This window comes from Streptomyces sp. 2A115 (genome assembly GCF_052245575.1).
In the GTDB taxonomy this organism is placed as follows: domain Bacteria; phylum Actinomycetota; class Actinomycetes; order Streptomycetales; family Streptomycetaceae; genus Streptomyces.
The window spans coordinates 15,959-39,952 of the sequence record NZ_JBQQCG010000098.1 but is presented as its reverse complement, the minus strand read 5'-3'; the positions used below and the strand labels follow the sequence as shown (position 1 = coordinate 39,952).

The 23,994-nt window shown below is 68.4% G+C and carries 24 protein-coding genes and 1 pseudogene; 20 read left to right on the top strand and 5 right to left on the bottom strand.

Annotation, left to right across the window (positions count from 1 at the left end; translation table 11 throughout):
• The 19 genes from rho to ACTWQR_RS47745 all read left to right on the top strand — a co-directional run.
• Window positions 1-1,464, top strand: a 1,464-nt coding sequence (gene rho / locus ACTWQR_RS47835) for a transcription termination factor Rho (protein ID WP_443233616.1), incomplete at its 5' end; no start/stop codon positions are given.
• A gap of 358 nt (window positions 1,465-1,822) precedes the next feature.
• Window positions 1,823-2,962: an LCP family protein gene (locus tag ACTWQR_RS47830; RefSeq protein ID WP_443233615.1), complete on the top strand. Its 1,140-nt coding sequence runs from the start codon at window positions 1,823-1,825 to the stop codon at window positions 2,960-2,962.
• Window positions 2,963-3,199: 237 nt separating this feature from the next.
• The gene (gene rpmE, locus ACTWQR_RS47825) at window positions 3,200-3,421 is read left to right on the top strand and encodes a 50S ribosomal protein L31 (protein ID WP_352052736.1); all 222 of its coding nucleotides are present in this window, start codon (window positions 3,200-3,202) and stop codon (window positions 3,419-3,421) included.
• A gap of 141 nt (window positions 3,422-3,562) precedes the next feature.
• Window positions 3,563-4,639, top strand: coding sequence for a peptide chain release factor 1 (gene prfA, locus ACTWQR_RS47820; RefSeq protein WP_443233614.1), 1,077 nt, complete (start codon window positions 3,563-3,565; stop codon window positions 4,637-4,639).
• 119 nt (window positions 4,640-4,758) lie between these two features.
• Window positions 4,759-5,604: a peptide chain release factor N(5)-glutamine methyltransferase gene (gene prmC, locus ACTWQR_RS47815; RefSeq protein ID WP_443233613.1), complete on the top strand. Its 846-nt coding sequence runs from the start codon at window positions 4,759-4,761 to the stop codon at window positions 5,602-5,604.
• 82 nt (window positions 5,605-5,686) lie between these two features.
• Complete coding sequence (locus tag ACTWQR_RS47810) at window positions 5,687-6,334, top strand: L-threonylcarbamoyladenylate synthase (protein ID WP_359719308.1); 648 nt, start codon at window positions 5,687-5,689, stop codon at window positions 6,332-6,334.
• Complete coding sequence (locus ACTWQR_RS47805) at window positions 6,331-7,011, top strand: arsenate reductase/protein-tyrosine-phosphatase family protein (protein WP_443233612.1); 681 nt, start codon at window positions 6,331-6,333, stop codon at window positions 7,009-7,011. The genes ACTWQR_RS47810 and ACTWQR_RS47805 overlap by 4 nt, the downstream gene beginning before the upstream one ends.
• Window positions 7,012-7,116: 105 nt before the next feature.
• A complete protein-coding gene (glyA, locus tag ACTWQR_RS47800) occupies window positions 7,117-8,367 on the top strand; it encodes a serine hydroxymethyltransferase (protein WP_443233611.1) in 1,251 nt (416 codons plus the stop codon).
• A 128-nt stretch (window positions 8,368-8,495) separates the two neighbouring features.
• A complete protein-coding gene (locus ACTWQR_RS47795; RefSeq protein WP_443233610.1) occupies window positions 8,496-9,896 on the top strand; it encodes an MraY family glycosyltransferase in 1,401 nt (466 codons plus the stop codon).
• A gap of 307 nt (window positions 9,897-10,203) precedes the next feature.
• Entirely contained in the window at window positions 10,204-10,641 is a 438-nt protein-coding gene (locus tag ACTWQR_RS47790; RefSeq protein WP_443233609.1) for a hypothetical protein, read from the top strand.
• A gap of 225 nt (window positions 10,642-10,866) precedes the next feature.
• Window positions 10,867-11,691 carry a F0F1 ATP synthase subunit A gene (gene atpB, locus ACTWQR_RS47785; RefSeq protein WP_443233608.1) on the top strand — a complete coding sequence of 275 codons (825 nt, stop codon included), beginning with the start codon at window positions 10,867-10,869 and terminating at the stop codon, window positions 11,689-11,691.
• Between the two features lie 75 nt (window positions 11,692-11,766).
• Window positions 11,767-11,991 carry an ATP synthase F0 subunit C gene (atpE, locus tag ACTWQR_RS47780; RefSeq protein ID WP_443233607.1) on the top strand — a complete coding sequence of 75 codons (225 nt, stop codon included), beginning with the start codon at window positions 11,767-11,769 and terminating at the stop codon, window positions 11,989-11,991.
• A 43-nt stretch (window positions 11,992-12,034) separates the two neighbouring features.
• Window positions 12,035-12,586 carry a F0F1 ATP synthase subunit B gene (locus tag ACTWQR_RS47775; protein WP_443233606.1) on the top strand — a complete coding sequence of 184 codons (552 nt, stop codon included), beginning with the start codon at window positions 12,035-12,037 and terminating at the stop codon, window positions 12,584-12,586.
• Window positions 12,583-13,398: a F0F1 ATP synthase subunit delta gene (locus tag ACTWQR_RS47770; RefSeq protein ID WP_443233605.1), complete on the top strand. Its 816-nt coding sequence runs from the start codon at window positions 12,583-12,585 to the stop codon at window positions 13,396-13,398. The genes ACTWQR_RS47775 and ACTWQR_RS47770 overlap by 4 nt, the downstream gene beginning before the upstream one ends.
• A gap of 138 nt (window positions 13,399-13,536) precedes the next feature.
• Window positions 13,537-15,129, top strand: a complete 1,593-nt coding sequence (gene atpA / locus ACTWQR_RS47765; RefSeq protein ID WP_443233604.1) for a F0F1 ATP synthase subunit alpha — start codon at window positions 13,537-13,539, stop codon at window positions 15,127-15,129.
• A gap of 20 nt (window positions 15,130-15,149) precedes the next feature.
• Window positions 15,150-16,067 (top strand): F0F1 ATP synthase subunit gamma, encoded by a 918-nt coding sequence (locus ACTWQR_RS47760; protein WP_443233603.1) that lies wholly within the window; start codon window positions 15,150-15,152, stop codon window positions 16,065-16,067.
• A complete protein-coding gene (gene atpD / locus ACTWQR_RS47755) occupies window positions 16,067-17,503 on the top strand; it encodes a F0F1 ATP synthase subunit beta (RefSeq protein WP_443233602.1) in 1,437 nt (478 codons plus the stop codon). The genes ACTWQR_RS47760 and atpD overlap by 1 nt, the downstream gene beginning before the upstream one ends.
• Window positions 17,504-17,621: 118 nt before the next feature.
• Window positions 17,622-17,996: a F0F1 ATP synthase subunit epsilon gene (locus ACTWQR_RS47750; RefSeq protein WP_443233601.1), complete on the top strand. Its 375-nt coding sequence runs from the start codon at window positions 17,622-17,624 to the stop codon at window positions 17,994-17,996.
• Window positions 17,997-18,125: 129 nt separating this feature from the next.
• Entirely contained in the window at window positions 18,126-18,572 is a 447-nt protein-coding gene (locus tag ACTWQR_RS47745) for a DUF2550 domain-containing protein (RefSeq protein WP_443233600.1), read from the top strand.
• Window positions 18,573-18,713: 141 nt separating this feature from the next.
• Here the strand turns inward: ACTWQR_RS47745 and ACTWQR_RS47740 are convergent.
• The 3 genes and pseudogenes from ACTWQR_RS47740 to ACTWQR_RS47730 form a co-directional block, all read right to left on the bottom strand.
• Window positions 18,714-19,844: pseudogene (locus tag ACTWQR_RS47740) on the bottom strand (glycoside hydrolase family 18 protein); the annotation flags it as partial.
• A gap of 257 nt (window positions 19,845-20,101) precedes the next feature.
• Window positions 20,102-20,743 carry a response regulator gene (locus ACTWQR_RS47735; RefSeq protein ID WP_443233599.1) on the bottom strand — a complete coding sequence of 214 codons (642 nt, stop codon included), beginning with the start codon at window positions 20,741-20,743 and terminating at the stop codon, window positions 20,102-20,104.
• The gene (locus ACTWQR_RS47730; RefSeq protein WP_443233598.1) at window positions 20,740-21,933 is read right to left on the bottom strand and encodes a sensor histidine kinase; all 1,194 of its coding nucleotides are present in this window, start codon (window positions 21,931-21,933) and stop codon (window positions 20,740-20,742) included. The genes ACTWQR_RS47735 and ACTWQR_RS47730 overlap by 4 nt, the downstream gene beginning before the upstream one ends.
• A 152-nt stretch (window positions 21,934-22,085) precedes the next feature.
• On the opposite strand from ACTWQR_RS47730, the gene ACTWQR_RS47725 reads away from it, so the two are divergent.
• Window positions 22,086-22,727: a hypothetical protein gene (locus ACTWQR_RS47725; RefSeq protein WP_443233597.1), complete on the top strand. Its 642-nt coding sequence runs from the start codon at window positions 22,086-22,088 to the stop codon at window positions 22,725-22,727.
• Here ACTWQR_RS47725 and ACTWQR_RS47720 read toward each other — a convergent pair.
• Window positions 22,653-23,225, bottom strand: a complete 573-nt coding sequence (locus ACTWQR_RS47720; protein ID WP_443233596.1) for a cob(I)yrinic acid a,c-diamide adenosyltransferase — start codon at window positions 23,223-23,225, stop codon at window positions 22,653-22,655. The two genes, ACTWQR_RS47725 and ACTWQR_RS47720, sit on opposite strands and share 75 nt — an antisense overlap.
• A 13-nt stretch (window positions 23,226-23,238) precedes the next feature.
• On the bottom strand, window positions 23,239-23,988 hold the full coding sequence (locus ACTWQR_RS47715; protein WP_443233595.1) for an ABC transporter permease: 750 nt from the start codon (window positions 23,986-23,988) through the stop codon (window positions 23,239-23,241).
• Between the last annotated feature and the right edge of the window lie 6 nt (window positions 23,989-23,994).

Here is a 23,994-nt window from a genome sequence, read left to right as displayed (position 1 = left end):
CGACGCGACCGCCGTGACCGCGACCGTGACCGCGGTGGCCGTGACCGTGACCGCGACCGCCGTGGCAAGGGCGACGAGCAGCCGGGCGGCCAGGGCGGCGGCAACCAGGACCGTCAGCAGCGTCAGGACCGCCAGGACCGGGACCGCCAGCAGCAGGGCGCTGGCAGGCAGGACCGCCAGGACCGCCAGCGTGACACCGGGCCACAGGACGATGACGACTTCGACGGTGGCCGTCGCGGCCGCCGGGGTCGTTACCGGGACCGCCGTGGCCGGCGTGGCCGCGACGAGTTCGGCGCCAACGAGCCGCAGGTCGCCGACGACGACGTCCTGATCCCGGTCGCGGGCATCCTGGACATCCTCGACAACTACGCGTTCATTCGTACGTCGGGCTACCTGCCCGGTCCGAACGACGTGTACGTCTCCCTCGCCCAGGTCCGCAAGAACGGTCTGCGCAAGGGTGACCACGTCACCGGCGCCGTCCGTCAGCCCAAGGAAGGCGAGCGCCGCGAGAAGTTCAACGCGCTGGTCCGCCTGGACTCCGTCAACGGCATGGCACCCGAATCCGGGCGCGGACGACCGGAGTTCAACAAGCTGACGCCGCTGTACCCGCAGGACCGGCTCCGTCTGGAGACCGACCCGGGTGTGCTGACGACCCGCATCATCGACCTCGTCGCGCCGATCGGTAAGGGCCAGCGCGGTCTGATCGTGGCCCCGCCGAAGACCGGCAAGACCATGATCATGCAGGCGATCGCCAACGCGATCACGCACAACAACCCCGAGTGCCACCTGATGGTCGTCCTCGTCGACGAGCGTCCGGAAGAAGTCACAGACATGCAGCGGTCGGTGAAGGGCGAGGTCATCTCCTCGACCTTCGACCGTCCCGCCGAGGACCACACCACGGTCGCGGAGCTCGCCATCGAGCGTGCCAAGCGCCTTGTGGAACTGGGCCACGACGTTGTCGTACTGCTCGACTCGATCACGCGTCTGGGCCGTGCGTACAACCTCGCCGCCCCGGCCTCCGGCCGCATCCTGTCCGGTGGTGTCGACTCGACCGCGCTGTACCCGCCGAAGCGCTTCTTCGGTGCCGCGCGCAACATCGAGGACGGCGGCTCGCTGACCATCATGGCCACCGCGCTGGTCGACACCGGCTCGCGCATGGACGAGGTGATCTTCGAGGAGTTCAAGGGCACCGGCAACCTCGAGCTCAAGCTGGACCGCAAGCTCTCCGACAAGCGGATCTTCCCCGCGGTGGACGTGGACTCGTCCAGCACCCGCAAGGAAGAGATCCTGCTCGGCAGCGACGAGCTCGCCATCACCTGGAAGCTGCGCCGCGTGCTCCACGCGCTCGACCAGCAGCAGGCGATCGAGCTGCTGCTCGACAAGATGAAGCAGACGAAGTCGAACGCCGAGTTCCTGCTGCAGATCCAGAAGACGACGCCGATGCCGGGCAACGGCAACGACTGACGACGTCAGCGCAGTCAGTACGACTGAGCACTGCTGAGGGCCGCCCCCGTCACCACGGGGGCGGCCTTTTTGCGCCACAGGACGGCGTGTGGCGAGATCTGTGCCACATGTGTGGCGATCATCGATGGCATACGGGAGTACGGCTTCTCCCCTCGAAGCCGCAGGTGGGCGGCCGGTCAGCCGTCCGGCAGGTTACGTACGGTGTCCGTCCTCCTGCCCGGCGGCCACAGGGTGTTGTGCAACCCTTTTTTCGGTTTCAACGTCTGAACGGACGGGTCCTGACAGAGACGTCACGGCAGACGACCATGCCTGACCCCGACCGCAGGGGGTAACCGAGCGAACGAGGACTGAGGAGCACATGCCTGCCGAGAGCTTGCCGGAACCGGGCACCCCGGAGGATTCCGGCACCACCGGCCCGCGCCACCGCGCCAAGGGCCGCCGCCGCAAGCCGCAGAGCCAGCGCCACAAGGCGCTCACGGTCACGGCCTGGGCCGCGGCGGGGGTCGTGGTGCTGGGTGGAACCGGCCTCGGGTACATGTACTTCAAGCTCAACGGCAACATAAAGAGCGTCGACATCAACCAGGCCCTCGGCACCGACCGGCCCCTGGACGTCGACAACGGCTCGCAGGACATCCTCGTACTCGGCTCCGACACCCGCTCCGGCAGCAACAAGGAGCTCGGCGGCGGCACCGACGACGGCAGCGCCCGCTCGGACACCGCGATGATCGTGCACGTCTACGAGGGCCACAAGAAGGCCAGTGTGGTCTCCATACCCCGCGACACCCTCATCGACCGCCCCGAGTGCACCGACAGCGAGGGCGACACCCACGAGGCCGATGACGGGGCGATGTTCAACTCGGCGTACACGACAGGCGGAGCGGCTTGTGCCGTGAAGACCGTCGAGTCGATGACCGGTATCCGCATGGACCACTACATCGAGGTCGACTTCAGCGGCTTCCAGAAGCTCATCGACGAACTCGGCGGCGTCGAGATCACCACGACCAAGAACATCAAGGACGCCGACAGCCACCTGAACCTCAAGGCGGGCGAGCACCGGCTCACCGGCAAGCAGGCGCTCGGCCTGGTCCGCACCCGGCACGGCGTCGGCGACGGCTCCGACCTCGGCCGGATCCAGCTCCAACAGGCGTTCATCAAGGCCCTCGTCAACCAGGTCAAGGACATCGGCGTACTGACCAACCCGAAGAAACTGTTCGACCTCGCCGACACCGCGACCAAGACCGTCACCACCGACTCCGACCTCGCCTCGGTCAGGGACCTGGCGTCCTTCGCCGGCGGGCTCAAGGGCATCAGCTCGTCGAAGATGAACATGGTCACGATGCCGGTCCAGTACGACCCGGCGGACGGCAACCGCGTCCTCGTCGAAAAGGCCAAGGCCAAGCTGGTCTGGGACGCGCTGAAGGACGACAAGCCGATCCCGAAGGCAGCCACCAAGGGCACGGCGACGGGCGACGCGAAGGGCGTCGTAGGCGCCCCGTAGGCGCCCCTTCAGGGGCGCGGGGAACTGCGCCACCAGCCACAGACGACCCGCGCACGCCCACGGCGACAACGCGGCATCCCCTCTCGCGAACCCATCCCCCACCCCCAGGGAATAGACAACCCCGTCCCCCGGTTTTGGGAGATGGCACCAGTCCTGGCAGACTGGTACGTCGGCCCCGGTTCACGCTCCGCATCCCGCGGCAGCGACCCGGTGCCCTCCCGAAACTAGGAGACACCCTTGAAGCGCGACATCCACCCCGAGTACGTCGAGACCCAGGTCAGCTGCACCTGCGGCGCGTCGTTCACCACCCGCAGCACGATCTCCAGCGGAGCGATCCGCGCCGAGGTCTGCTCCGAGTGCCACCCGTTCTACACGGGCAAGCAGAAGATCCTCGACACCGGTGGCCGTGTGGCCCGCTTCGAGGCCCGCTTCGGCAAGGCTGCAGCCGCCAAGAAGTAGCGACCTCACAGCGCCGGTCTCCGGTGTCCCCTGCACGGGGGGCGTCGGGACCGGCGCTTTGCGGTGCAGCCCCCATCCGTCGCAGTACCTACGTCCCCGAGCCCATCCTGGAGCTGGGGGGACAGCCCATTGGAGCCGGAGATGTTCGAGGCGGTCGAGGAACTCATCGGCGAGCACGCCGATCTGGAGAAGAAGCTCGCTGACCCGTCGGTCCACGCCGACCAGGCCAACGCGCGCAAGCTGAACAAGCGCTACGCGGAGCTGACCCCGATCGTCGCGACGTACCGCTCCTGGAAGCAGACCGGGGACGACATCGAGACGGCGAAGGAGTTCATCGCCGACGACCCCGACTTCGCCGCGGAGGTCAAGGAGCTGGAGAAGCAGCGCGAGGAGCTCACCGAGAAGCTCCGTCTGCTGCTGGTCCCGCGTGACCCCAGCGACGACAAGGACGTCATCCTCGAGGTCAAGGCTGGCGCGGGCGGCGACGAGTCGGCCCTGTTCGCCGGCGACCTGCTGCGCATGTATCTGCGGTACGCGGAGCGCGTCGGCTGGAAGACCGAGATCATCGACGCCACCGAGTCCGAACTCGGCGGCTACAAGGACGTCCAGGTCGCGGTGAAGACCAAGGGCGGCCAGGGTGCCACCGAGCCCGGCCAGGGCGTATGGGCCCGCCTGAAGTACGAGGGCGGTGTGCACCGCGTACAGCGGGTGCCGTCGACCGAGTCGCAGGGCCGGATCCACACCTCCGCCGCCGGTGTGCTGGTAACGCCCGAGGCCGAGGAGGTCGACGTCGAGATCCACGCGAACGACCTGCGGATCGACGTCTACCGGTCCTCCGGCCCCGGCGGCCAGTCCGTCAACACCACCGACTCCGCCGTGCGCATCACGCACATTCCCACCGGAGTCGTCGCCTCCTGTCAGAACGAGAAGAGCCAGCTGCAGAACAAGGAGCAGGCGATGCGTATCCTGCGCTCCAGGCTCCTCGCGGCGGCGCAGGAGGAAGCGGAGCGGAATGCCGCGGACGCCCGCCGCAGCCAGGTCCGCACCGTGGACCGCTCCGAGAAGATCCGTACGTACAACTTCCCGGAGAACCGCCTCTCGGACCACCGCGTCGGCTTCAAGGCGTACAACTTGGATCAGGTCCTCGACGGTGATCTCGACGCCGTGATCCAGGCGTGCGTCGACGCGGACTCGGCCGCGAAGCTCGCCGCGGCGTAAGGCACGTATCGAAGGCCGCAGAGGGCCACAGAAGTGCGTAGAAGTACACAGAAGTAAATAAAGGCACGTACAAGTACATATCCGCACGACGGACAACAGCTCAGCCCCGGAGGACCAGCGTGAACCTGCTGCTCGCGGAAGTGGCCCAGGCCACCCAGCGGCTGGCCGACGCCGGCGTGCCCTCGCCGCGCAACGACGCCGAGGAGCTCGCCGCCTTCGTGCACGGCGTGAAACGGGGCGAGCTGCACACCGTCAGGGACACGGACTTCGACGCCCGGTACTGGGAGGTCATCGCGCGCCGGGAAGCTCGCGAACCGCTCCAGCACATCACCGGCCGGGCCTTCTTCCGGTACCTGGAACTCCAAGTCGGGCCAGGGGTGTTCGTGCCGCGGCCGGAGACCGAGTCGGTCGTAGGGTGGGCCATAGACGCCGTCCGCGCGATGGACGTCGTCGAGCCGCTCATCGTCGATCTCTGTACGGGTTCCGGGGCCATCGCGCTCGCCATGGCCCAGGAAGTGCCGCGCTCGCGCGTGCACGCCGTGGAGTTGTCCGAGGACGCCCTCCAGTGGACCCGTAAGAACGTCGAGGGGTCCAGGGTCGACCTGCGCCAGGGCAACGCGCTGGACGCCTTCCCGGATCTCAACGGCCAGGTGGACCTGGTCATCTCCAACCCGCCGTACATCCCGCTCACCGAATGGGAGTACGTCGCTCCCGAGGCCCGGGACTACGATCCCGAACTCGCCCTGTTCTCAGGGGAGGACGGACTCGACCTGATCCGCGGCCTGGAGCGCACCGCGCACCGGCTGCTGCGGCCCGGCGGCGTCGTCGTCATCGAGCACGCCGACACCCAGGGCGGCCAGGTGCCGTGGATCTTCACCGAGGAGCGGGGCTGGGCCGACGCGGCCGACCACCCCGACCTCAACAACCGGCCGCGGTTCGCGACCGCCCGCAGGGCGATGCCATGACCGCCCCGACTTCTTGTGTGGACGACGTGGAAAACGTTAAATGCGCGGCCAACGGGGCCCGCGTGTTCGAGGAGGCTTGCTGATGGCACGGCGATACGACACCAACGACGCGACCGATCGCTCGACGGGTCTGCGCGAGGCCGCGTCCGCCGTCCGCCGAGGCGAGCTCGTGGTGCTGCCGACCGACACCGTGTACGGGGTCGGCGCCGACGCGTTCAGCTCCGAGGCCGTCACCGATCTGCTGGAGGCCAAGGGGCGCGGCCGCAACATGCCCACGCCCGTCCTCATCGGCTCCCCGAACACGCTGCACGGCCTGGTCACCGACTTCTCCGAGATGGCCTGGGAGCTCGTCGACGCGTTCTGGCCGGGTGCGCTCACACTCGTCGCCAAGCACCAGCCGTCCCTGCAGTGGGACTTGGGGGACACCCGCGGCACCGTCGCCGTGCGCATGCCGCTGCACCCGGTCGCCATCGAACTGCTCACGGAGGTCGGCCCGATGGCCGTCTCCTCCGCGAACCTCACGGGGCATCCCGCCCCCGAGGACTGTGACGCCGCGCAGGAGATGCTCGGCGACTCCGTCTCCGTCTATTTGGACGGCGGCCCGACCCCCGGCAACGTCCCGTCCTCGATCGTCGACGTGACGGGCAAGGTGCCGGTTCTGCTGCGGGCGGGGGCACTGTCGGCCGAGGAGCTGCGAAAGGTCGTACCCGACCTCGAGGTGGCGAATTGACAGCCCCTGACGCGGGGCGTGGCATAGGTACGGGGACGAGGATCACGGGGGCTTACGGCGACGGGGCCACGGGTGACTCCTCCTTTCGCATCCTTCACGTCAGCACCGGCAACGTGTGCCGCTCGCCGATCACCGAGCGGCTGACCCGCCATGCTCTTGCGGACCGGCTCGGCGACCCCTTGTGGGGCGGCCTCATCGTGGAGAGCGCCGGCACCTGGGGTCACGAGGGCGCCAGCATGGAGGCCAACGCGGAGACGGTCCTCGCCGACTTCGGCGCGGACGCCTCCGGCTTCGTGGGCCGCGAACTCCTCGACGAGCACGTCATCAGGGCCGACCTCGTCCTGACGGCCACCCGCGACCACCGCGCCCAGGTCATCTCCATGGGCCACTCGGCGGGCCTGCGCACCTTCACCCTGAAGGAGTTCACCCGCCTGGTCCGCGCCATAGACCCCGCGACGCTCCCTCCTCTGGAGGACGGCATGGTCGAACGCGCACGGGCCCTGGTCCGCGCCGCGGCGGCTCTACGCGGGTGGCTTCTGGCGCCGACGGCGGAGGCGGACGAGGTGTACGACCCCTACGGGGCGCCGTTGCCGTTCTTCCGGTCGGTGGGGGACGAGATTCAGCAGGCGCTGGATCCGGTGGTGACGGCGTTGACGGGGGTACCGGCTCGGGCTTGACCCGGCGCCGGTTACTACCTGCTCGGACGTAACACCGGGCGCAGCAGGGGACACGGTTCTACATTGGACGTAGCGTCCCCCCTCCGCCGAAGTCCGGAGTCCGCCATGCCGGTCACACACACGCTTGAAGGCTCACTGTCGGTCGATGTGCTCGGCCGGCAGGATCCGGAGCTGGCCGAGATCCTCCTCGGGGAACTGGAGCGGCAGTCGACGACGCTTCAGCTGATCGCCGCCGAGAACTTCACCTCGCCGGCCGTGCTGGCCGCGCTGGGCTCGCCGCTCGCGAACAAGTACGCCGAGGGCTATCCCGGCGCCCGGCACCACGGCGGCTGCGAGCTGGTCGACGTCGCCGAACGGGTCGCCGTGGACCGCGCGCAGGTCCTCTTCGGCGCCGAGCACGCCAACGTCCAGTCCCACTCCGGGAGTTCGGCCGTACTGGCCGCGTACGCCGCCCTGCTGCGACCCGGTGACACCGTCCTCGCGCTGGGCCTGCCGCACGGCGGCCACCTCACGCACGGGTCGCCCGCCAACTTCTCCGGCCGCTGGTTCGACTTCATCGGCTACGGCGTCGATCCGGAGAGCGGGCTCATCGACTACGAGCAGATGCGGGCGCTGGCACGCACGCACCGGCCGAAGGCGATCGTCTGCGGTTCGATCTCGTATCCACGGCACATCGACTACGCGGCTTTCCGGGACGTGGCCGACGAGGTGGGCGCGTATCTCATCGCCGACGCCGCGCATCCCATCGGGCTCGTCGCCGGGGGAGCGGCGCCCAGCCCGGTGCCGTACGCCGATGTCGTGTGCGCGACCACGCACAAGGTGCTGCGCGGCCCGCGTGGCGGCATGCTGCTGTGTGGGAGTGAGCTGGCCGAGCGGGTGGACCGGGCGGTGTTCCCGTTCACGCAGGGCGGCGCCCAGATGCACACGATCGCCGCGAAGGCCGTCGCGTTCGGCGAGGCGGCAACACCGGCCTTCACCGCGTACGCCCATCAGGTGGTCGCGAACGCCCGGGTGCTTGCCCAGGGCCTGGCCGCCGAGGGGCTCGCGGTCACCACGGGCGGCACCGACACCCACCTGCTGACCGTCGACCCGGCACCGCTCGGCGTGGACGGCCGCACCGCCCGCGGCCGTCTCGCCGCCGCCGGAATGGTCCTCGACACCTGCGCGCTGCCCCACCCCGACGTACGCGGACTGCGCCTGGGCACGGCGGCCGTCACCACGCAGGGCATGGGCGAGGCCGAGATCGCACGGATCGCCGTGCTCTTCGCGGCGGCTCTGCGGGACGAGTCCGCGGGGCGTGGAGTACGTGAAGAAGTGCGGGATCTGACCGGAAGGTTTCCGCCGTATCCCGGCTAGGGAGGGGTAGCCGATCCTCGTACACAGCCACTCGTGCAACCATCGGCTCTACCCGGAAGTCCCCAACCGTATGCGCACGAAGCTAGGGTGTGGGGCTGAGATGGCCAGCGAGACTTGTGGGGAAGCCTGTGCGCAATTACCTCCTGACGCTCTGCATCACGGCCGCGGTGACGTACCTGCTGACCGGGCCGGTGCGGAAGTTCGCGATCGTGGCCGGAGCGATGCCGGAGATCCGGGCACGTGACGTGCACCGGGAACCCACACCGCGGCTCGGCGGCATCGCGATGTTCTTCGGACTGTGCGCCGGCCTGCTGACCGCCGACCATCTGACGAACCTCAGCGAGGTGTTCGACAACTCCAACGAGCCCCGCGCGCTGCTCTCCGGCGCCGCCCTGATCTGGCTGATCGGCGTTCTGGACGACAAGTTCGAGATCGACGCCCTCATCAAGCTCGGCGGCCAGATGATCGCCGCGGGCGTCATGGTCATGCAGGGTCTGACGATCCTGTGGCTGCCGGTCCCGGGCGTCGGCTCGGTCTCGCTGACCCAGTGGCAGGGCACGCTGCTGACGGTCGCGCTGGTCGTCATCACCATCAACGCCGTGAACTTCGTCGACGGCCTCGACGGCCTCGCCGCCGGCATGGTGTGCATCGCGGCCGCGGCGTTCTTCATGTACGCGTACCGCATCTGGTACGGCTACGGCCTCGAGTCCGCCGCCCCCGCCACCCTCTTCTCCGCGATCCTCATGGGTATGTGTCTCGGCTTCCTGCCGCACAACATGCACCCCGCCCGCATCTTCATGGGCGACTCGGGCTCGATGCTGATCGGCCTGGTGCTCGCGGCCGGCGCCATCTCCATCACCGGGCAGGTCGACCCGGACGCGATGAACCTCTTCGCCGGGTCCGAGAAGGAGGCCGTGCACCAGACGGTGCCCGTCTACATCCCGCTGCTGCTGCCGCTGACGATCATCGCCGTCCCGGCGGCCGACCTGGTGCTCGCCATCGTGCGGCGCACCTGGAACGGCCAGTCGCCGTTCGCCGCCGACCGCGGCCACCTGCACCACCGGCTCCTGGAGATCGGGCACTCGCACAGCCGGGCCGTGCTCATCATGTACTTCTGGTCGGCGCTGATCGCCTTCGGCGCCCTCGCGTACTCGGTGAACTCGGGTGCCATGTGGATCGTGCTCGGCATCATGGCGCTCAGCGCGGTGGGCCTTGTCCTGCTCCTGCTGCCGCGCTTCACGCCGCGCGCCCCGCGCTGGGCCGAGCACTTCGTCCCGCCCCGCTACCGCCGTCGCGGGACCAACCGGCACACCGGGGATGGCGGGGAGAGCGCGGAGACCGTGCCGGCGGCCGCGTACGCGACGAACGGCGACGCGATCGACAAGGCGGGCGACGAAGAAGCGGACGAGGCGAGCGACGGAGAACGCCGTACTCCGGTGGCTGCCGGTGTGTCAGGAGTCAATGGGGCCACCGCCGTTGGCCGTGGTTCGCGCCTTCTGGAAGAGCCCAAGGCCGGGACGTCGCGCTGACGCGAGGTAAGAATCCGACAAGAGTGCCGCGAGGGTGTGGCCGGAGCCGTTTCCGTAAACCGTCCCAATACCAGACAAGTTGGCCGCCAGGGTGCACAGACGCGCAGGTTCACTCTCATGTGTGACGCCGAGCACACCAACCAGGTAAAGACCTCATCAAATAGTTTGTGATACGGTTCACGAGACCCCAGGGACAGAGCCGAAGGACCGCAGTGCGACGGTCCACCGGCGTGAGGTTCCCTCTCGGCCCAGGTCTACGCTCGTCCATGACGACACCCTGCCCCCTTCAGTAAGCGGAGTTGCCGCCATGCCGTCCAATGACGTCCGGATCCTTCTCCAGGCCGCTGTGCCCACAGCTGCCGTCGGCGCGATCGCCGCCGTCGTCAGTAGTGTGGTCGCCGGTGGCAAGGGAGCGATCGGGGCGGTTGTCGCGACGCTGGTCGTGATCCTCTTCATGGGGATCGGGCTCTACGTTCTGCAGCGCACTGCCAAATCGCTTCCGCACCTTTTCCAGGCGATGGGCCTGATGCTCTACGCGGCACAAATTCTGCTGCTGTTCATCTTCCTCGCCGCTTTCAAGAACACCACGCTGTTCAACCCCAAGGCCTTCGCGATCACGCTGGTCGCCACCACGCTCGCGTGGATCGGCGCCCAGGCCCGTGCCCACATGAAGGCCAAGATCCTCTACGTCGAACCCGAGTCCTCGAAGGGCGACAAGCCCGAAAAGACGGGGCACTCGTCGTGAAGCGTAGGGGCGGGATAAGTGCGCCTAAGGGATCCTGCTATCGTCCGGTGCCAACTGCGGCATCGCGGGCGCGGGCATCTGAGCTGACGCCTGCTCTAGCGCGAGGCTCGATGCCCTCCTGCCGCCCCCACATCCGTAACACCAGTCCAGTGCCGAACCGCGGCTGCGCGCCGCGCCGACACAACGAGGTTGCCGTACCTATGCGCCACGCTGAAGGAGCCCGCGGTGAGTGCTGACCCGACGCAGGTGCTCGCCTTCGAGACCGACTGCCACCTTTTTGACGGGTGTGGCTTCCCGGCCCCGGGCCTGCACTCGTTCCTGTTCGAGCCGCTCTTGGGCGACGCCGACGGCAACGGCCTTTACTTCAACAAGCCCATGCTGCTCGCGCTGCTCGGTTCCATCATCGTGGTGGGCTTCTTCTGGGCCGCGTTCGCCAGGCCGAAGCTGGTCCCGGGCAAGCTGCAGATGGTCGCCGAGGCCGGCTACGACTTCGTACGCCGCGGGATTGTCTACGAAACGATCGGCAAGAAGGAGGGAGAGAAGTACGTACCGCTCGCGGTATCGCTGTTCTTCTTCATCTGGATGCTGAATCTCTGGTCGATCGTGCCGATCGCCTCGTTCCCGGTGACGTCGATCATCGCGTATCCGATGGTCCTCGCGGCGATCGTCTACATCACCTGGGTCTCGCTGACGTTCAAGCGGCACGGCTTCGTCGGAGCCTTCAAGAACTTCACCGGCTACGACAAGTCGCTCGGCCCGGTGCTCCCGCTGGCCATGACCATCGAGTTCTTCTCGAACCTGCTGGTCCGCCCGTTCACGCACGCGGTGCGACTGTTCGCGAACATGTTCGCGGGGCACACCCTGCTGCTGCTCTTCACGATCGCCGCCTGGTACATGCTGAACGGAATCGGCATCGCCTACTCGGCCGTCTCCTTCGTGATGGTCATCGTGATGACCGCCTTCGAGCTCTTCATCCAGGCCGTCCAGGCGTACGTCTTCGTCCTGCTGACGTGCACCTTCATCCAGGGCGCGCTCGCCGAGCACCACTGAGCCCCGCTCTCTCCAAACCCCATAGCCGTCCGGTGGCCAACCCCCACCGGTCCGTAAAGAGAAGGAAGAACTCTCATGGCCTCCAACCTCGCTGCTGTCACCGGTGACCTCGGTTCCGTCGGTTACGGTCTCGCGGCCATCGGCCCCGGCGTCGGCGTCGGCATCATCTTCGGTAACGGCACCCAGGCTCTCGCTCGCCAGCCCGAGGCTGCCGGCCTGATCCGCGCCAACCAGATCCTCGGCTTCGCCTTCTGTGAGGCGCTCGCCCTCATCGGTCTCGTCATGCCGTTCGTCTACTAAGACGAGCCCCTGACGACCGACCCTTTCGACGAAAGGCACTGATGTGACTCCCGCCCTGGTTTTCCTGGCGGCTGAGGGAGAGAAGGAAAATCCCCTCATTCCGCCGTGGCCGGAGCTTGTCATCGGCCTGATCGCCTTCGTCATCGTCTTCGGCTTCCTCGCCAAGAAGCTCCTCCCGAACATCAACAAGGTTCTGGAGCAGCGTCGCGAGGCCATCGAGGGCGGTATCGAGAAGGCTGAGGCCGCTCAGACCGAGGCCCAGAGCGTGCTCGAGCAGTACAAGGCTCAGCTCGCCGAGGCCCGGCACGAGGCCGCGCGTCTGCGCCAGGAGGCGCAGGAGCAGGGCGCCACGCTCATCGCCGAGATGCGCGCGGAAGGCCAGCGGCAGCGTGAGGAAATCGTCGCCGCCGGCCACACCCAGATCGAGGCCGACCGCAAGGCCGCCGCTCAGGCGCTGCGCCAGGACGTCGGCCAGCTGGCCACCGAACTGGCCGGAAAGCTCGTCGGCGAGTCCCTCGACGACCACGCACGGCAGTCGCGCACCATCGACCGTTTCCTTGACGAGCTCGAGGAGAAGGCCGAGGCCACGCGATGAACGGAGCGAGCCGCGATGCCCTGGCCGGCGCACGTGAGCGTCTCGACGCGCTGACGGACAACACGTCCGTGGACGCGGGCTCGCTCGCCGGCGAGCTGGCCGCTGTCACCGCGCTGCTCGACCGCGAGGTGTCGCTCCGTCGGGTCCTCACCGACCCGTCGCAGGCCGGCGAGGCCAAGGCCGAGCTGGCCGGGCGCCTCCTCGGCGGCCAGGTCAGCGGCACGACCGCCGACCTGGTGGCCGGTCTGGTGCGCTCGCGCTGGTCACGGTCGCGTGACCTGGTGGACTCCATCGAGGAGCTGGCGAGCGTCGCCGACCTCACGGCCGCCCAGCGGGCGAACCAGCTCGACGACGTCGAGGACGAGCTCTTCCGGTTCGGCCGGATCGTCTCTTCGAACACCGAGCTGCGGGCCGCACTGACCCACCGCGGTGTCGGTACCGCGCCCAAGAGCGAGCTGCTGCGCAGCCTCATCGGCGGCCGGGCCAACGCCGTGACCGAGCGATTGGTCACGCGCCTTGTGACCGCGCCCCGGGGACGTAGCCTGGAAGCGGGACTCGAGTCCCTGTCCAAGCTCGCCGCCGAGCGTCGGGACCGCATGGTGGCCGTCGTCACCTCGGCGGTTCCGCTGAGCGACGCGCAGAAGCAGCGCCTGGGCGCCGCCCTCGCGAAGCTTTACGGCCGCAAGATGCACCTCAACCTGGACGTGGACTCCGAGGTCCTCGGCGGGATCCGGGTGCAGGTCGGCGACGAGGTCATCAACGGCTCCATCGCGGACCGGCTGGAAGAGGTCAGCCGCCGCATGGCGAGCTAGCAGCAACTCAATACGCGTAACCATGCAGTCACGTTGTACTTACGGCCCTGGTTGGGCCGTGCAGAGGATTCCTGGGGGCTGACCCCAGACCACCCCCCAAGAACACTTCGGGCCCAACAAGGAGAGCAGGGAACCCAGATGGCGGAGCTCACGATCCGGCCGGAGGAGATCCGGGACGCGCTGGAGAACTTTGTCCAGTCGTACAAGCCGGACGCGGCCTCGCGCGAGGAGGTCGGTACGGTCACCCTTGCCGGCGACGGCATCGCGAAGGTCGAGGGCCTCCCCTCGGCCATGGCCAACGAACTGCTGAAGTTCGAGGACGGCACCCTCGGCCTCGCGCTCAACCTGGAAGAGCGCGAGATCGGCGCCATCGTCCTCGGCGAGTTCAACGGCATCGAGGAAGGCCAGCCGGTCACCCGTACCGGCGAGGTCCTGTCGGTCGCCGTGGGCGAGGGTTACCTCGGCCGCGTCGTCGACCCGCTCGGCGCCCCGATCGACGGCCTCGGCGAGATCGAGACGTCCGGCCGCCGCGCCCTCGAGCTGCAGGCCCCGGGCGTCATGGTCCGTAAGTCGGTGCACGAGCCGATGGAGACCGGCTACAAGGCCGTCGACGCGATGACCCCGATCGGCCGCGGCCAGCGTCAGCTGATCATCGGCGACCGGCAGACCGGCAAGACCGCGCTGTGCGTCGACACGATCATCAACCAGCGCGACAACTGGCGCACGGGCGACCCGAACAAGCAGGTCCGCTGCGTCTACGTCGCCATCGGCCAGAAGGGCTCGACCATCGCCTCCGTGCGTGGCGCCCTCGAGGAGGCCGGCGCGCTGGAGTACACGACCATCGTCGCCGCCCCGGCGTCCGACCCGGCCGGCTTCAAGTACCTTGCGCCGTACACCGGTTCGGCCATCGGCCAGCAGTGGATGTACGAGGGCAAGCACGTCCTCATCATCTTCGACGACCTCTCGAAGCAGGCCGACGCCTACCGCGCCGTGTCCCTGCTGCTCCGCCGTCCGCCGGGGCGCGAGGCCTACCCCGGTGACGTCTTCTACCTGCACTCCCGTCTGCTGGAGCGCTGCGCGAAGCTCTCGGACGAGATGGGCGCGGGCTCGATGACCGGTCTGCCGATCGTCGAGACGAAGGCCAACGACGTCTCGGCGTTCATCCCGACCAACGTCATCTCCATCACCGACGGCCAGTGCTTCCTGGAGTCGGACCTGTTCAACGCCGGTCAGCGCCCCGCGCTGAACGTCGGTATCTCCGTCTCCCGAGTCGGTGGTTCCGCGCAGCACAAGGCGATGCGTCAGGTCTCCGGCCGTCTGCGCGTGGACCTCGCCCAGTTCCGTGAGCTGGAGGCGTTCGCCGCCTTCGGTTCCGACCTGGACGCCTCGTCGAAGGCGCAGCTGGAGCGCGGTCAGCGGATGGTCGAGCTGCTCAAGCAGGCTCAGTACCAGCCGATGGCCACCGAGGACCAGGTCGTCTCCGTCTGGGCCGGTACCACCGGCAAGATGGACGAGGTCCCGGTCGGCGACATCCGCCGCTTCGAGAAGGAGCTCCTGGAGTACCTGCACCGCAAGGAGCAGGGCCTCATGACCTCCATCAAGGAGGGCGGCAAGATGTCGGACGACACCCTGCAGGCCATCGCCGACGCGATCGCGGACTTCAAGAAGCAGTTCGAGACGTCGGACGGCAAGCTGCTCGGCGAGGACACCCCTGCCGCTGCGGGCAAGTGACGACGGAAGGGACCTGACTCATGGGAGCCCAGCTCCGGGTCTACAAGCGTCGCATCAAATCCGTCACCGCGACCAAGAAGATCACCAAGGCGATGGAGATGATCGCCGCCTCGCGCGTCGTCAAGGCGCAGCGCAAGGTGGCGGCCTCCACCCCGTACGCGACCGAGCTCACCCGCGCGGTCACGGCGGTCGGAACCGGGTCGAACACCAAGCACCCGCTGACCACGGAGGCGGAGACGGCGACCCGTTCCGCGGTGCTGCTCCTCTCGAGCGACCGCGGACTGGCCGGCGCCTTCAACTCCAACGCCATCAAGGCCGCGGAGCAGCTGACCGCGCGTCTCGAGGCGGAGGGCAAGGAGGTCGACACGTACATCGTCGGCCGCCGCGGTCTCGCCCACTACAACTTCCGTGAGCGCAAGGTCGCGGAGTCGTGGTCGGGCTTCACCGACCAGCCCTCGTACGCGGACGCGAAGAAGGTCGCCGTTCCGCTGATCGAGGCCATCGAGAAGGCGACGGCGGACGGCGGCGTGGACGAACTCCACATCGTCTACACCGAGTTCGTCTCGATGATGACGCAGACGGCGGTCGACAGCCGCCTGTTGCCGCTTCGCCTCGAAGAGGTGGCGGAGGAGTCGCACGCCAAGGACGAGATCCTTCCGCTGTACGACTTCGAGCCGTCGGCGGAGGACGTCCTGGACGCCCTCCTGCCGCGGTACGTCGAGAGCCGTATCTACAACGCGCTGCTCCAGTCGGCCGCCTCCAAGCACGCGGCCACCCGCCGCGCGATGAAGTCGGCGACCGACAACGCGGGAGACTTGATCACCTCGCTCTCCCGACTTGCGAACGCGGCCCGCCAGGCCGAAATCACCCAGGAAATCAGCGAGATCGTCGGTGGCTCCGCAGCCCTGGCCGACGCGACCGCGGGGAGTGACAGGTAATGACGACGACAGTTGAGACGGCCGTTGCCACGGGCCGCGTCGCCCGGGTCATCGGCCCGGTCGTCGACGTGGAATTCCCCGTCGACGCCATGCCGGAGATCTACAACGCGCTTCACGTCGAGGTGGCCGACCCGGCCAACGCCGGCGAGAAGAAGCTGCTGACCCTGGAGGTCGCCCAGCACCTGGGTGACGGCCTGGTCCGCACCATCTCGATGCAGCCCACCGACGGTCTGGTCCGCCAGGCCACGGTGATCGACACCGGCAAGGGCATCAGTGTCCCGGTCGGCGACTTCACCAAGGGCAAGGTGTTCAACACCCTCGGTGAGGTGCTGAACTCCGACGAGCAGTTCGAGGGCGAGCGCTGGCCCATCCACCGCAAGGCTCCGGCCTTCGACCAGCTCGAGTCCAAGACCGAGATGTTCGAGACCGGCCTGAAGGTCGTCGACCTTCTCACCCCGTACGTCAAGGGTGGAAAGATCGGTCTGTTCGGTGGTGCCGGTGTCGGCAAGACCGTGCTGATCCAGGAAATGATCATGCGTGTCGCCAACCTCCACGAGGGCGTCTCCGTCTTCGCGGGCGTCGGTGAGCGCACCCGTGAGGGCAACGACCTCATCGCGGAGATGGAAGAGTCCGGCGTTCTGGACAAGACCGCGCTGGTCTTCGGTCAGATGGACGAGCCCCCGGGCACCCGTCTGCGCGTCGCCCTGGCCGGTCTGACCATGGCGGAGTACTTCCGCGATGTGCAGAAGCAGGACGTGCTGTTCTTCATCGACAACATCTTCCGCTTCACCCAGGCCGGTTCCGAGGTCTCCACCCTGCTCGGCCGTATGCCGTCCGCGGTGGGTTACCAGCCGAACCTGGCCGACGAGATGGGTCAGCTCCAGGAGCGGATCACCTCGACGCGTGGTCACTCGATCACCTCGATGCAGGCGATCTACGTCCCCGCGGACGACCTGACCGACCCGGCGCCGGCCACCACCTTCGCCCACCTCGACGCGACGACGGTGCTCTCCCGTCCGATCTCCGAGAAGGGCATCTACCCGGCCGTGGACCCGCTGGACTCCACGTCCCGCATCCTCGACCCGCGGTACATCGCGCAGGACCACTACGACACCGCCATGCGGGTCAAGACGATCCTGCAGAAGAACAAGGACCTCCAGGACATCATCGCGATCCTCGGTATCGACGAGCTCGGCGAGGAGGACAAGCTCGTCGTCCACCGTGCCCGTCGCGTGGAGCGCTTCCTGTCCCAGAACACCCACGCCGCCAAGCAGTTCACCGGCGTGGACGGTTCGGACGTACCGCTGGACGAGTCGGTCGCGGCCTTCAACGCGATCTGCGACGGCGAGTACGACCACTTCCCGGAGCAGGCGTTCTTCATGTGCGGTGGCATCGAGGACCTCAAGGCCAACGCCAAGGAGCTCGGCGTCTCCTGACGCGAGTCCCGCGCTCGTGACGAGAGGGGGCGGGTGCGTCCCGCCCCCTCTCTCACGCCTACTAGACTTGAACCCAACACCCGGCAGTAACGCCGGGTGGTGACCCGAGGAGCCCACTTTGGCTGCTGAGCTGCACGTCGAGCTCGTCGCCGCGGACCGCAGCGTCTGGTCCGGCGAGGCCACCCTGGTCGTCGCGCGTACCACGTCCGGCGACATCGGCGTCATGCCCGGTCACCAGCCGCTGCTCGGTGTGCTGGAGTCGGGCCCGGTGACCATCCGTACGAGTGATGGTGGAACGGTCGTCGCCGCGGTGCACGGCGGTTTCATCTCGTTCGCGGACAACAAGCTGTCGCTGCTGGCCGAGATCGTCGAGCTGTCGGACGAGATCGACGTCCAGCACGTGGAGCGGGAGCTCGAGCGCGCGAAGGCGGAGGGCGATGCCGACGCCGAGCGTCGCGCGGACGTCCGTCTGCGTGCGGTGGAGGTGCGCTGAACGCAGCGCGCCACAGGAAGTGACTCAGCCGCGGCCAGGACCGGAGATTTCTCCGGACCGGGTCGCGGCTGAGGCGATGCGGGTGCTTTTTTCCTTTCCGTTACCTAGGAGACGAGGAGGTCGGTGTCGATGGTCCTCGCTCTGACTGTGTGCGGGTTGGTAATCGTGCTGGTGGCGATGGCACTCCTCGTATTCCATCTGCGCCGCAGACTGATCCAGCGCTCCGGCGGCATCTTCGCCTGCAGCCTGCGCTGGGACGCCCCCGAGAAGAGGGACACCAGCGGCAAAGGCTGGAGCTACGGCATCGCCCGCTACAGCGGCGACCGCATCGAGTGGTTCCGCATCTTCTCGTACGCCCCCCGCCCGCGCCGCGTCCTGGAGCGCTCGGCGATCGAGGTGGCCGGCCGCCGCACTCCGGACGGCGAGCAGGAACTGGCGCTGCTCTCCGACGACACCGTCCTCGCCTGCGTCCATCGCGGTACGCGCCTGGAGCTGGCCATGAGCGAGGACGCGCTGACCGGTTTCCTCGCGTGGCTGGAGGCGGCTCCGCCCGGCCAACGGGTCAACGTGGCCTGAGAGGCACATTGCCCCTCCCCCCGGAGGAAGTCCGGGGGGAGGGGCAATGTCACGTGAGCTTGTCTGTCTGACGCTCATCCGTATGCGGCTTGTTGTGTCTGAAGCTCGTCTCTATGCAGCTTGTTGATCTGGGCTGGTCGGCTACTTCAGACCGCTGTTGATCGCGCTGACCAGCTCGCCATCGCTGGTGTCGCCGCTGAACTCCCAGAAGAACGCGCCGCCCAGTTCCTGCTTCTTGGCCCAGCGCATCTTCCCCGTGACCGTCGCCGGGGTGTCGTAGGACCACCAGTCGCTGCCGCAGTGCCCGTACGCCGTCCCGCCGACCGTGCCGGTGGCCGGGCAGGACGCCTTGAGCACCTTGTAGTCCTCGAAGCCCGCCTCCCAGGTCCCCGCCGCCGCTCCGGTGGCCGTGCCGCCCGGTGTGTCCTGGGTGACGCCGGTCCAGCCGCGGCCGTAGAAGCCGATGCCCAGCAGCAGCTTTGCCGGGACCACTCCGATCGCCTTGTACTTCGCGATCGCCTCGGCGCTGGTGAAGCCCTTCTCCGGAATTCCGCTGTACGGGGTGAGCGGGGAGTGCGGGGCCGTCGGGCCGGTCGCCGCCCAGGCGCCGAAGAAGTCGTACGTCATCACGTTGTACCAGTTGACGTACCGCGACGCGCCCGCGTAGTCGGCCGCCTCGATCTTGCCGCCGGGGGAGGCGTCGGCGGTGACGGCCGCGGTGACCAGGTTCTTCGAACCGAACTGGGCACGCATGGCCCGCGTCATGTTCTTCAGGGCGGCGGGGCCGCCGGTGTCGCAGGTCAGACCGCAGGCGTTGGGGTACTCCCAGTCCAGGTCGATGCCGTCGAACACATCGGCCCAGCGCGGGTCCTCGACCAGGTCGTAGCAGGACTTGGCGAAGGCCGCCGGGTCCTTGACCGCCTCCGGGAAGCCGCCGGACCAGCTCCAGCCGCCGAAGGACCAAAGGATCTTGATGTTCGGGTACTTGGCCTTCAGCTGGCGCAGCTGGTTGAAGTTGCCCTTCAACGGCTGTTCCGCGGTGTCGGCCTCGCCGTTCACCGAATTCTCGGCGGTGACCGGCATTTCGTAGTCGGCCCACGAGTCGCCGATCGCGCACTTGCCGTCGACGACGTTGCCGAAGGCGTAGTTGATGTGCGTGACCTTGGCGGCGGAGCCGGACGTCACCAGGTTCTTGACGTTGTAGTTGCGGCCGTAGACGCCCCACTCGATGAAGTAACCGAGCTTGACCTTCTTGTCCGGGGGCGGAGCCGTCGCCAAGTCCGCGGCCTCCGCGGCGACTGCGGGGGTGGCCGGCTGAGCGGGGCCGGCGAGGCCTACCAGGGCGGCGAGCGGGAGCAGCAGGGTGGTGAACCCTGCCACGGCTCTGTGTCTGACTCTGAGGCCGAAGCGCATCCAGTGTCTCCTCGGGGGAGGTGAGGGCGGTTTGAGGGGGGTGCGCTGGACAATAGAAAGGTCTGGACCATAGGTCAATAGGTCCAGACCAGTGAAGGAGGTGGTGCGGTTACTTGTTACACGCCCAACTCCTGGGCCAGCACCGCCGCCTGCACCCGGCTGCGCAGCTCCAGCTTCCCCAGAAGACGGCTGACGTGCGTCTTCACGGTCGCCTCCGCCATGTCGAGACGTATCCCGATCTCCGCGTTGGACAGACCCTGCCCGAGGCAGGACAGAACCTCCCGTTCGCGTCGCGTCAGTGAGTCGAGGACGGCCGGGTCGGCCGACGGCTCGCGGACGGGCTTGGCGGCGAACTCGGCGATCAGGCGGCGGGTGACCGCGGGAGCGACGATTCCCTCGCCGCGCGCCACCGTGCGGACCGCGGCCAGCAGGTCGCGCGCCTCGGTGTTCTTCAGCAGGAAGCCCGAGGCGCCCGCGCGCAGCGCCCCGAACACGTACTCGTCGAGGTCGAAGGTGGTCAGCACGAGCACGTCGGCGAGGCCCTCGTCGACGACCTGGCGGGTGGCGGAGACGCCGTCGAGGCGGGGCATCTGGACGTCCATCAGCACCAGATCGGGCCGGAGTTCACGGGAGAGTGCCACCGCCTGCTCGCCGTCCGCGGCCTCGCCGATCACCTCGATGTCGGGGGCGCTGCGCAGGATGAGGACGAGGCCGGCGCGTACGGAGGACTGGTCCTCGGCGACGAGCACGCGGATCATGCGGTTTCTCCCAGAGCGGTCGGCAGGGTGGCGTGTACGGTCCAGATCTTGCCGTCGGCCGAGCTCTCGGGTCCGGCTTCGAAGGTGCCGCCCAGCAGCCCGGCCCGCTCCCGCATGCCGACGAGCCCGGCGCCCGAGCCGGGGGCGCGCGGGCCGTCGTCCCGGGCACCGCCGTACGGGCTGGTCACCCGCACGTCGAGGGCGTGGTCGCGTCGGCCGAGGCTGATGGTGACACGGCCGGGCGAGGCGTGCTTGAGGGCGTTGGTCAGGGACTCCTGGACGATGCGGTAGGCGGCGAGTTCGACCGGCGCGGGGAGCCTGTCGGCGTGCGCGGTGTCGAGCGTGACGTCGAGGCCGTTGGTGCGGGCGGTGTCGATGAGTGCGCCGAGCCCGTCGAGGGTCGGGGCCGTGGCCGGCTCCCGTTCCCCGCTGTCGTCCCGGAGGATGCCGATCAGCCGTCGCATCTCGGCGAGTCCCTCGACGCTGTTCTCGCGAATGACGGCGAGTGCGTCCTTCGTGGTGTCCGCGTCGTCGAGCGAGAGTGCGGCCGTGGAGTGGATGGCGATCGCGGACAGGTGGTTGGCCACCATGTCGTGCAACTCCCGCGCCATCCGGGCGCGTTCGGCGGTGACGGCCTGGGTGCGGTCCATCTCGGCGAGCAGGGCGGTCTGTTCGGCGCGCAGCCGGGCGGCTTCGGCGGCGTCGCGGTGGTTGCGGACGAGCCATCCGGTGGCGGCGGGGCCGAAAGCCACCGCGCCGACGACAACGCCGATCAGCACCGCTTCCGGCACGCGCAACACCGCGACGGGCACCACCGTGCCGGCCACCGTGAGCAGCCCGGTGATCCAGAGGATGCGGCGGGCGGGGGCCGGGGGGCTGTAGACCACGGCCGCGTACGCGAGGTCGGTGAACATGAGGAGGGTGGCCACGTTTCCCTGCGTGATCGTGTCCACTGTCAGCGCGGCGGTGCCCACCAGCAGGACCGTACGCGGGCGGACCCGGCGCAGCAGCTCGCAGCCGGCCATCACGCAGAGCGGCAGCAGGACCGGCCAGCGGCCGTCCCAGAGCACGATCGGATCTCCGGGCGGCCGGGTGCCGAGGCCGAGGCCCCACAGGAGGAGCCCGCCCAGCAGCCCGGCGAGCGCGATCCGCACGTCGTCGCGGTGGGGGCGGGGGAGTCGTACGGCCATGAATCCATCCAACACGGCGTACGCGCCCGGCGCCTGATGCCGGGGGACGGTTCGCGGCTACATCGAAGGATGCAGTGCCGTTTCGTCACTGGAGATGACGATCCGGGCCGGTGCCGCCTGGAGCCTGGAAGGGTGACCGAGGGGAGCGAACCGTGATCGTCACACTCATCGTCGTCTGTGAAGTCGCCTTCTGGGTGCTGCTGGCAGCGGGCCTGGCCGCGCGGTATCTGCTCAAGATGCCGCGGACCGGCCTCGCTCTGCTGCTGTGCGAGCCGCTTCTCGAAGTCGTGCTGTTCACCGTCACCGCCATCGACCTCAGGAACGGCGCCGAGCCCGACTGGAAGCACGGTCTCGCCGCCGTCTACATCGGCTTCACCGTGGGCCTGGGCCATTCCACGATCAAGTGGGCCGACGCCCATGTCGCCCACCGATTCGCGGGCGGCCCGCCGCCGGTGAAGCCGCCGAAGTACGGGATGGCCCGCGCACGCCACGAGTGGCTGGTCGCGGGCCGCTGGATCACCGCGGCGGTGGTCGCGATGGCGCTGCTCCAGGCCGCGATCTGGTACGTCGGCTCCGGCGGCGAGACCGACTCGCTGCGCACCTGGCAGTCGAGGATGCTGTTCGTGATCGGCATCAACCTGATCATCGCGCTCAGCTACACGGTGTTCCCGAAGAAGGCCCCGTACGGCTACGGGGAGAAGGACCCGTACGAGGAGAAGTCAGCGCTCCCCGCCCGGGACCCAGAGCACGTCCCCGACCTCTTTGTTGGCCGTCCGCGCAAGGATGAACAGTAGGTCCGACAGCCGGTTGAGGTATGTCGCCGTGAGCGGGTTCATCAGCTCGCCGTGCACCTCCAGCGCCGCCCACGTCGACCGCTCCGCCCGCCGGACCACCGTGCACGCCTGGTGCAGCAGTGCCGCACCGGGCGTGCCCCCGGGCAGGATGAACGACCGGAGCTTCTCCAGCTGTTCGTTGAAGCGGTCGCAGTCCGCCTCCAGCTTGTCGACGTAGAACTGCTCGACGCGGAGCGGAGGAAACTCCGGCTTCTCGACGACCGGCGTCGACAGGTCCGCGCCCACGTCGAACAGGTCGTTCTGGACGCGGGTGAGGACCTTGACGATCTCCTCGTCCAGCCCGCCGAGGGTGATCGCCGTGCCGATGACCGCGTTCGCCTCGTTCGCGTCGGCGTAGGCCGCGATCCGCAGATCGGTCTTGGCGGTCCGGCTCATGTCGCCGAGGGCGGTGGTGCCCTGGTCGCCGGTCCTGGTGTAGATGCGCGTCAGATTGACCATGCGGCCAGCGTAGTTACGCTCCGGCCTCCCGGAACGTTCGTGTGCCCACTGTCACGGCGAGTCCGGCGAAACCGAGGGCCACCAGAGTGCCGTACAGCATGGAGTCGGTCGCGTACGAGCCGACGTACGCGTCCCGCATCGCGTCGACCAGGTAGCGGAACGGCATGAGGTGCGAGAGGACGTCCAGCCAGCCGGGAGCCAGCGTCATGGGCAGCATGAGGCCGGACAGGAGCATGGCGGGCATGGTGACGGCGTTGATCGTGGGGCCGAACGCCTGCGGCGAACTGCTCCTCATGGCCAGCGCGTACGACAGCGAGGCCAACGAGACGGTCAGCAGCGCGACGAACCCGAAGCCGATCAGAATGCCGGCGACCGGCGCTCGCAGGCCCATCACCAGGGCGGCCAGGACCAGCAGCACCGCTTGGAAGACGAAGACCGCCGCGTCGCGCAGCACCCGGCCGAGCAGGAGCGCGAGCCGGCTGACCGGGGTGACGCGCATCCGCTCCACGATGCCGGCGTTCTTCTCGAGGATGATCATGAATCCGGCGAATCCGGCCCCGAACAGGCCGAGTTGGAGCAGCAGCCCGGGCACCAGCACCTGCCAGGAGCTGCCGTCCCCGCCCAGCGGCAGGTCGGTGAGCAGCGGACCGAAGAAGAGCAGATACAGCAGCGGCATCAGCACGCCGAAGAGCATCGCGAATCTGGAACGCAGGGTCTGGCGGGCGTAGCGCCCGAAGATCAGTGCGGTGTCGTGCAGAAGCATGGGGGG

What these genes read in the sequence shown, in the direction of transcription:
- ACTWQR_RS47830 (WP_443233615.1), top strand. Translation starts at nt 1,823, where the DNA reads ATGCCTGCCGAGAGCTTGCCGGAACCGGGCACCCCGGAGGATTCCGGC.
- prfA (WP_443233614.1), top strand. Translation starts at nt 3,563, where the DNA reads ATGTTCGAGGCGGTCGAGGAACTCATCGGCGAGCACGCCGATCTGGAG.
- ACTWQR_RS47810 (WP_359719308.1), top strand. Translation starts at nt 5,687, where the DNA reads ATGGCACGGCGATACGACACCAACGACGCGACCGATCGCTCGACGGGT.
- glyA (WP_443233611.1), top strand. Translation starts at nt 7,117, where the DNA reads ATGCCGGTCACACACACGCTTGAAGGCTCACTGTCGGTCGATGTGCTC.
- ACTWQR_RS47790 (WP_443233609.1), top strand. Translation starts at nt 10,204, where the DNA reads ATGCCGTCCAATGACGTCCGGATCCTTCTCCAGGCCGCTGTGCCCACA.
- atpE (WP_443233607.1), top strand. Translation starts at nt 11,767, where the DNA reads ATGGCCTCCAACCTCGCTGCTGTCACCGGTGACCTCGGTTCCGTCGGT.
- ACTWQR_RS47770 (WP_443233605.1), top strand. Translation starts at nt 12,583, where the DNA reads ATGAACGGAGCGAGCCGCGATGCCCTGGCCGGCGCACGTGAGCGTCTC.
- atpA (WP_443233604.1), top strand. Translation starts at nt 13,537, where the DNA reads ATGGCGGAGCTCACGATCCGGCCGGAGGAGATCCGGGACGCGCTGGAG.
- ACTWQR_RS47760 (WP_443233603.1), top strand. Translation starts at nt 15,150, where the DNA reads ATGGGAGCCCAGCTCCGGGTCTACAAGCGTCGCATCAAATCCGTCACC.
- atpD (WP_443233602.1), top strand. Translation starts at nt 16,067, where the DNA reads ATGACGACGACAGTTGAGACGGCCGTTGCCACGGGCCGCGTCGCCCGG.
- ACTWQR_RS47745 (WP_443233600.1), top strand. Translation starts at nt 18,126, where the DNA reads ATGGTCCTCGCTCTGACTGTGTGCGGGTTGGTAATCGTGCTGGTGGCG.
- ACTWQR_RS47735 (WP_443233599.1), bottom strand. Translation starts at nt 20,743, where the DNA reads ATGATCCGCGTGCTCGTCGCCGAGGACCAGTCCTCCGTACGCGCCGGC.
- ACTWQR_RS47730 (WP_443233598.1), bottom strand. Translation starts at nt 21,933, where the DNA reads ATGGCCGTACGACTCCCCCGCCCCCACCGCGACGACGTGCGGATCGCG.
- ACTWQR_RS47720 (WP_443233596.1), bottom strand. Translation starts at nt 23,225, where the DNA reads ATGGTCAATCTGACGCGCATCTACACCAGGACCGGCGACCAGGGCACC.
- ACTWQR_RS47715 (WP_443233595.1), bottom strand. Translation starts at nt 23,988, where the DNA reads ATGCTTCTGCACGACACCGCACTGATCTTCGGGCGCTACGCCCGCCAG.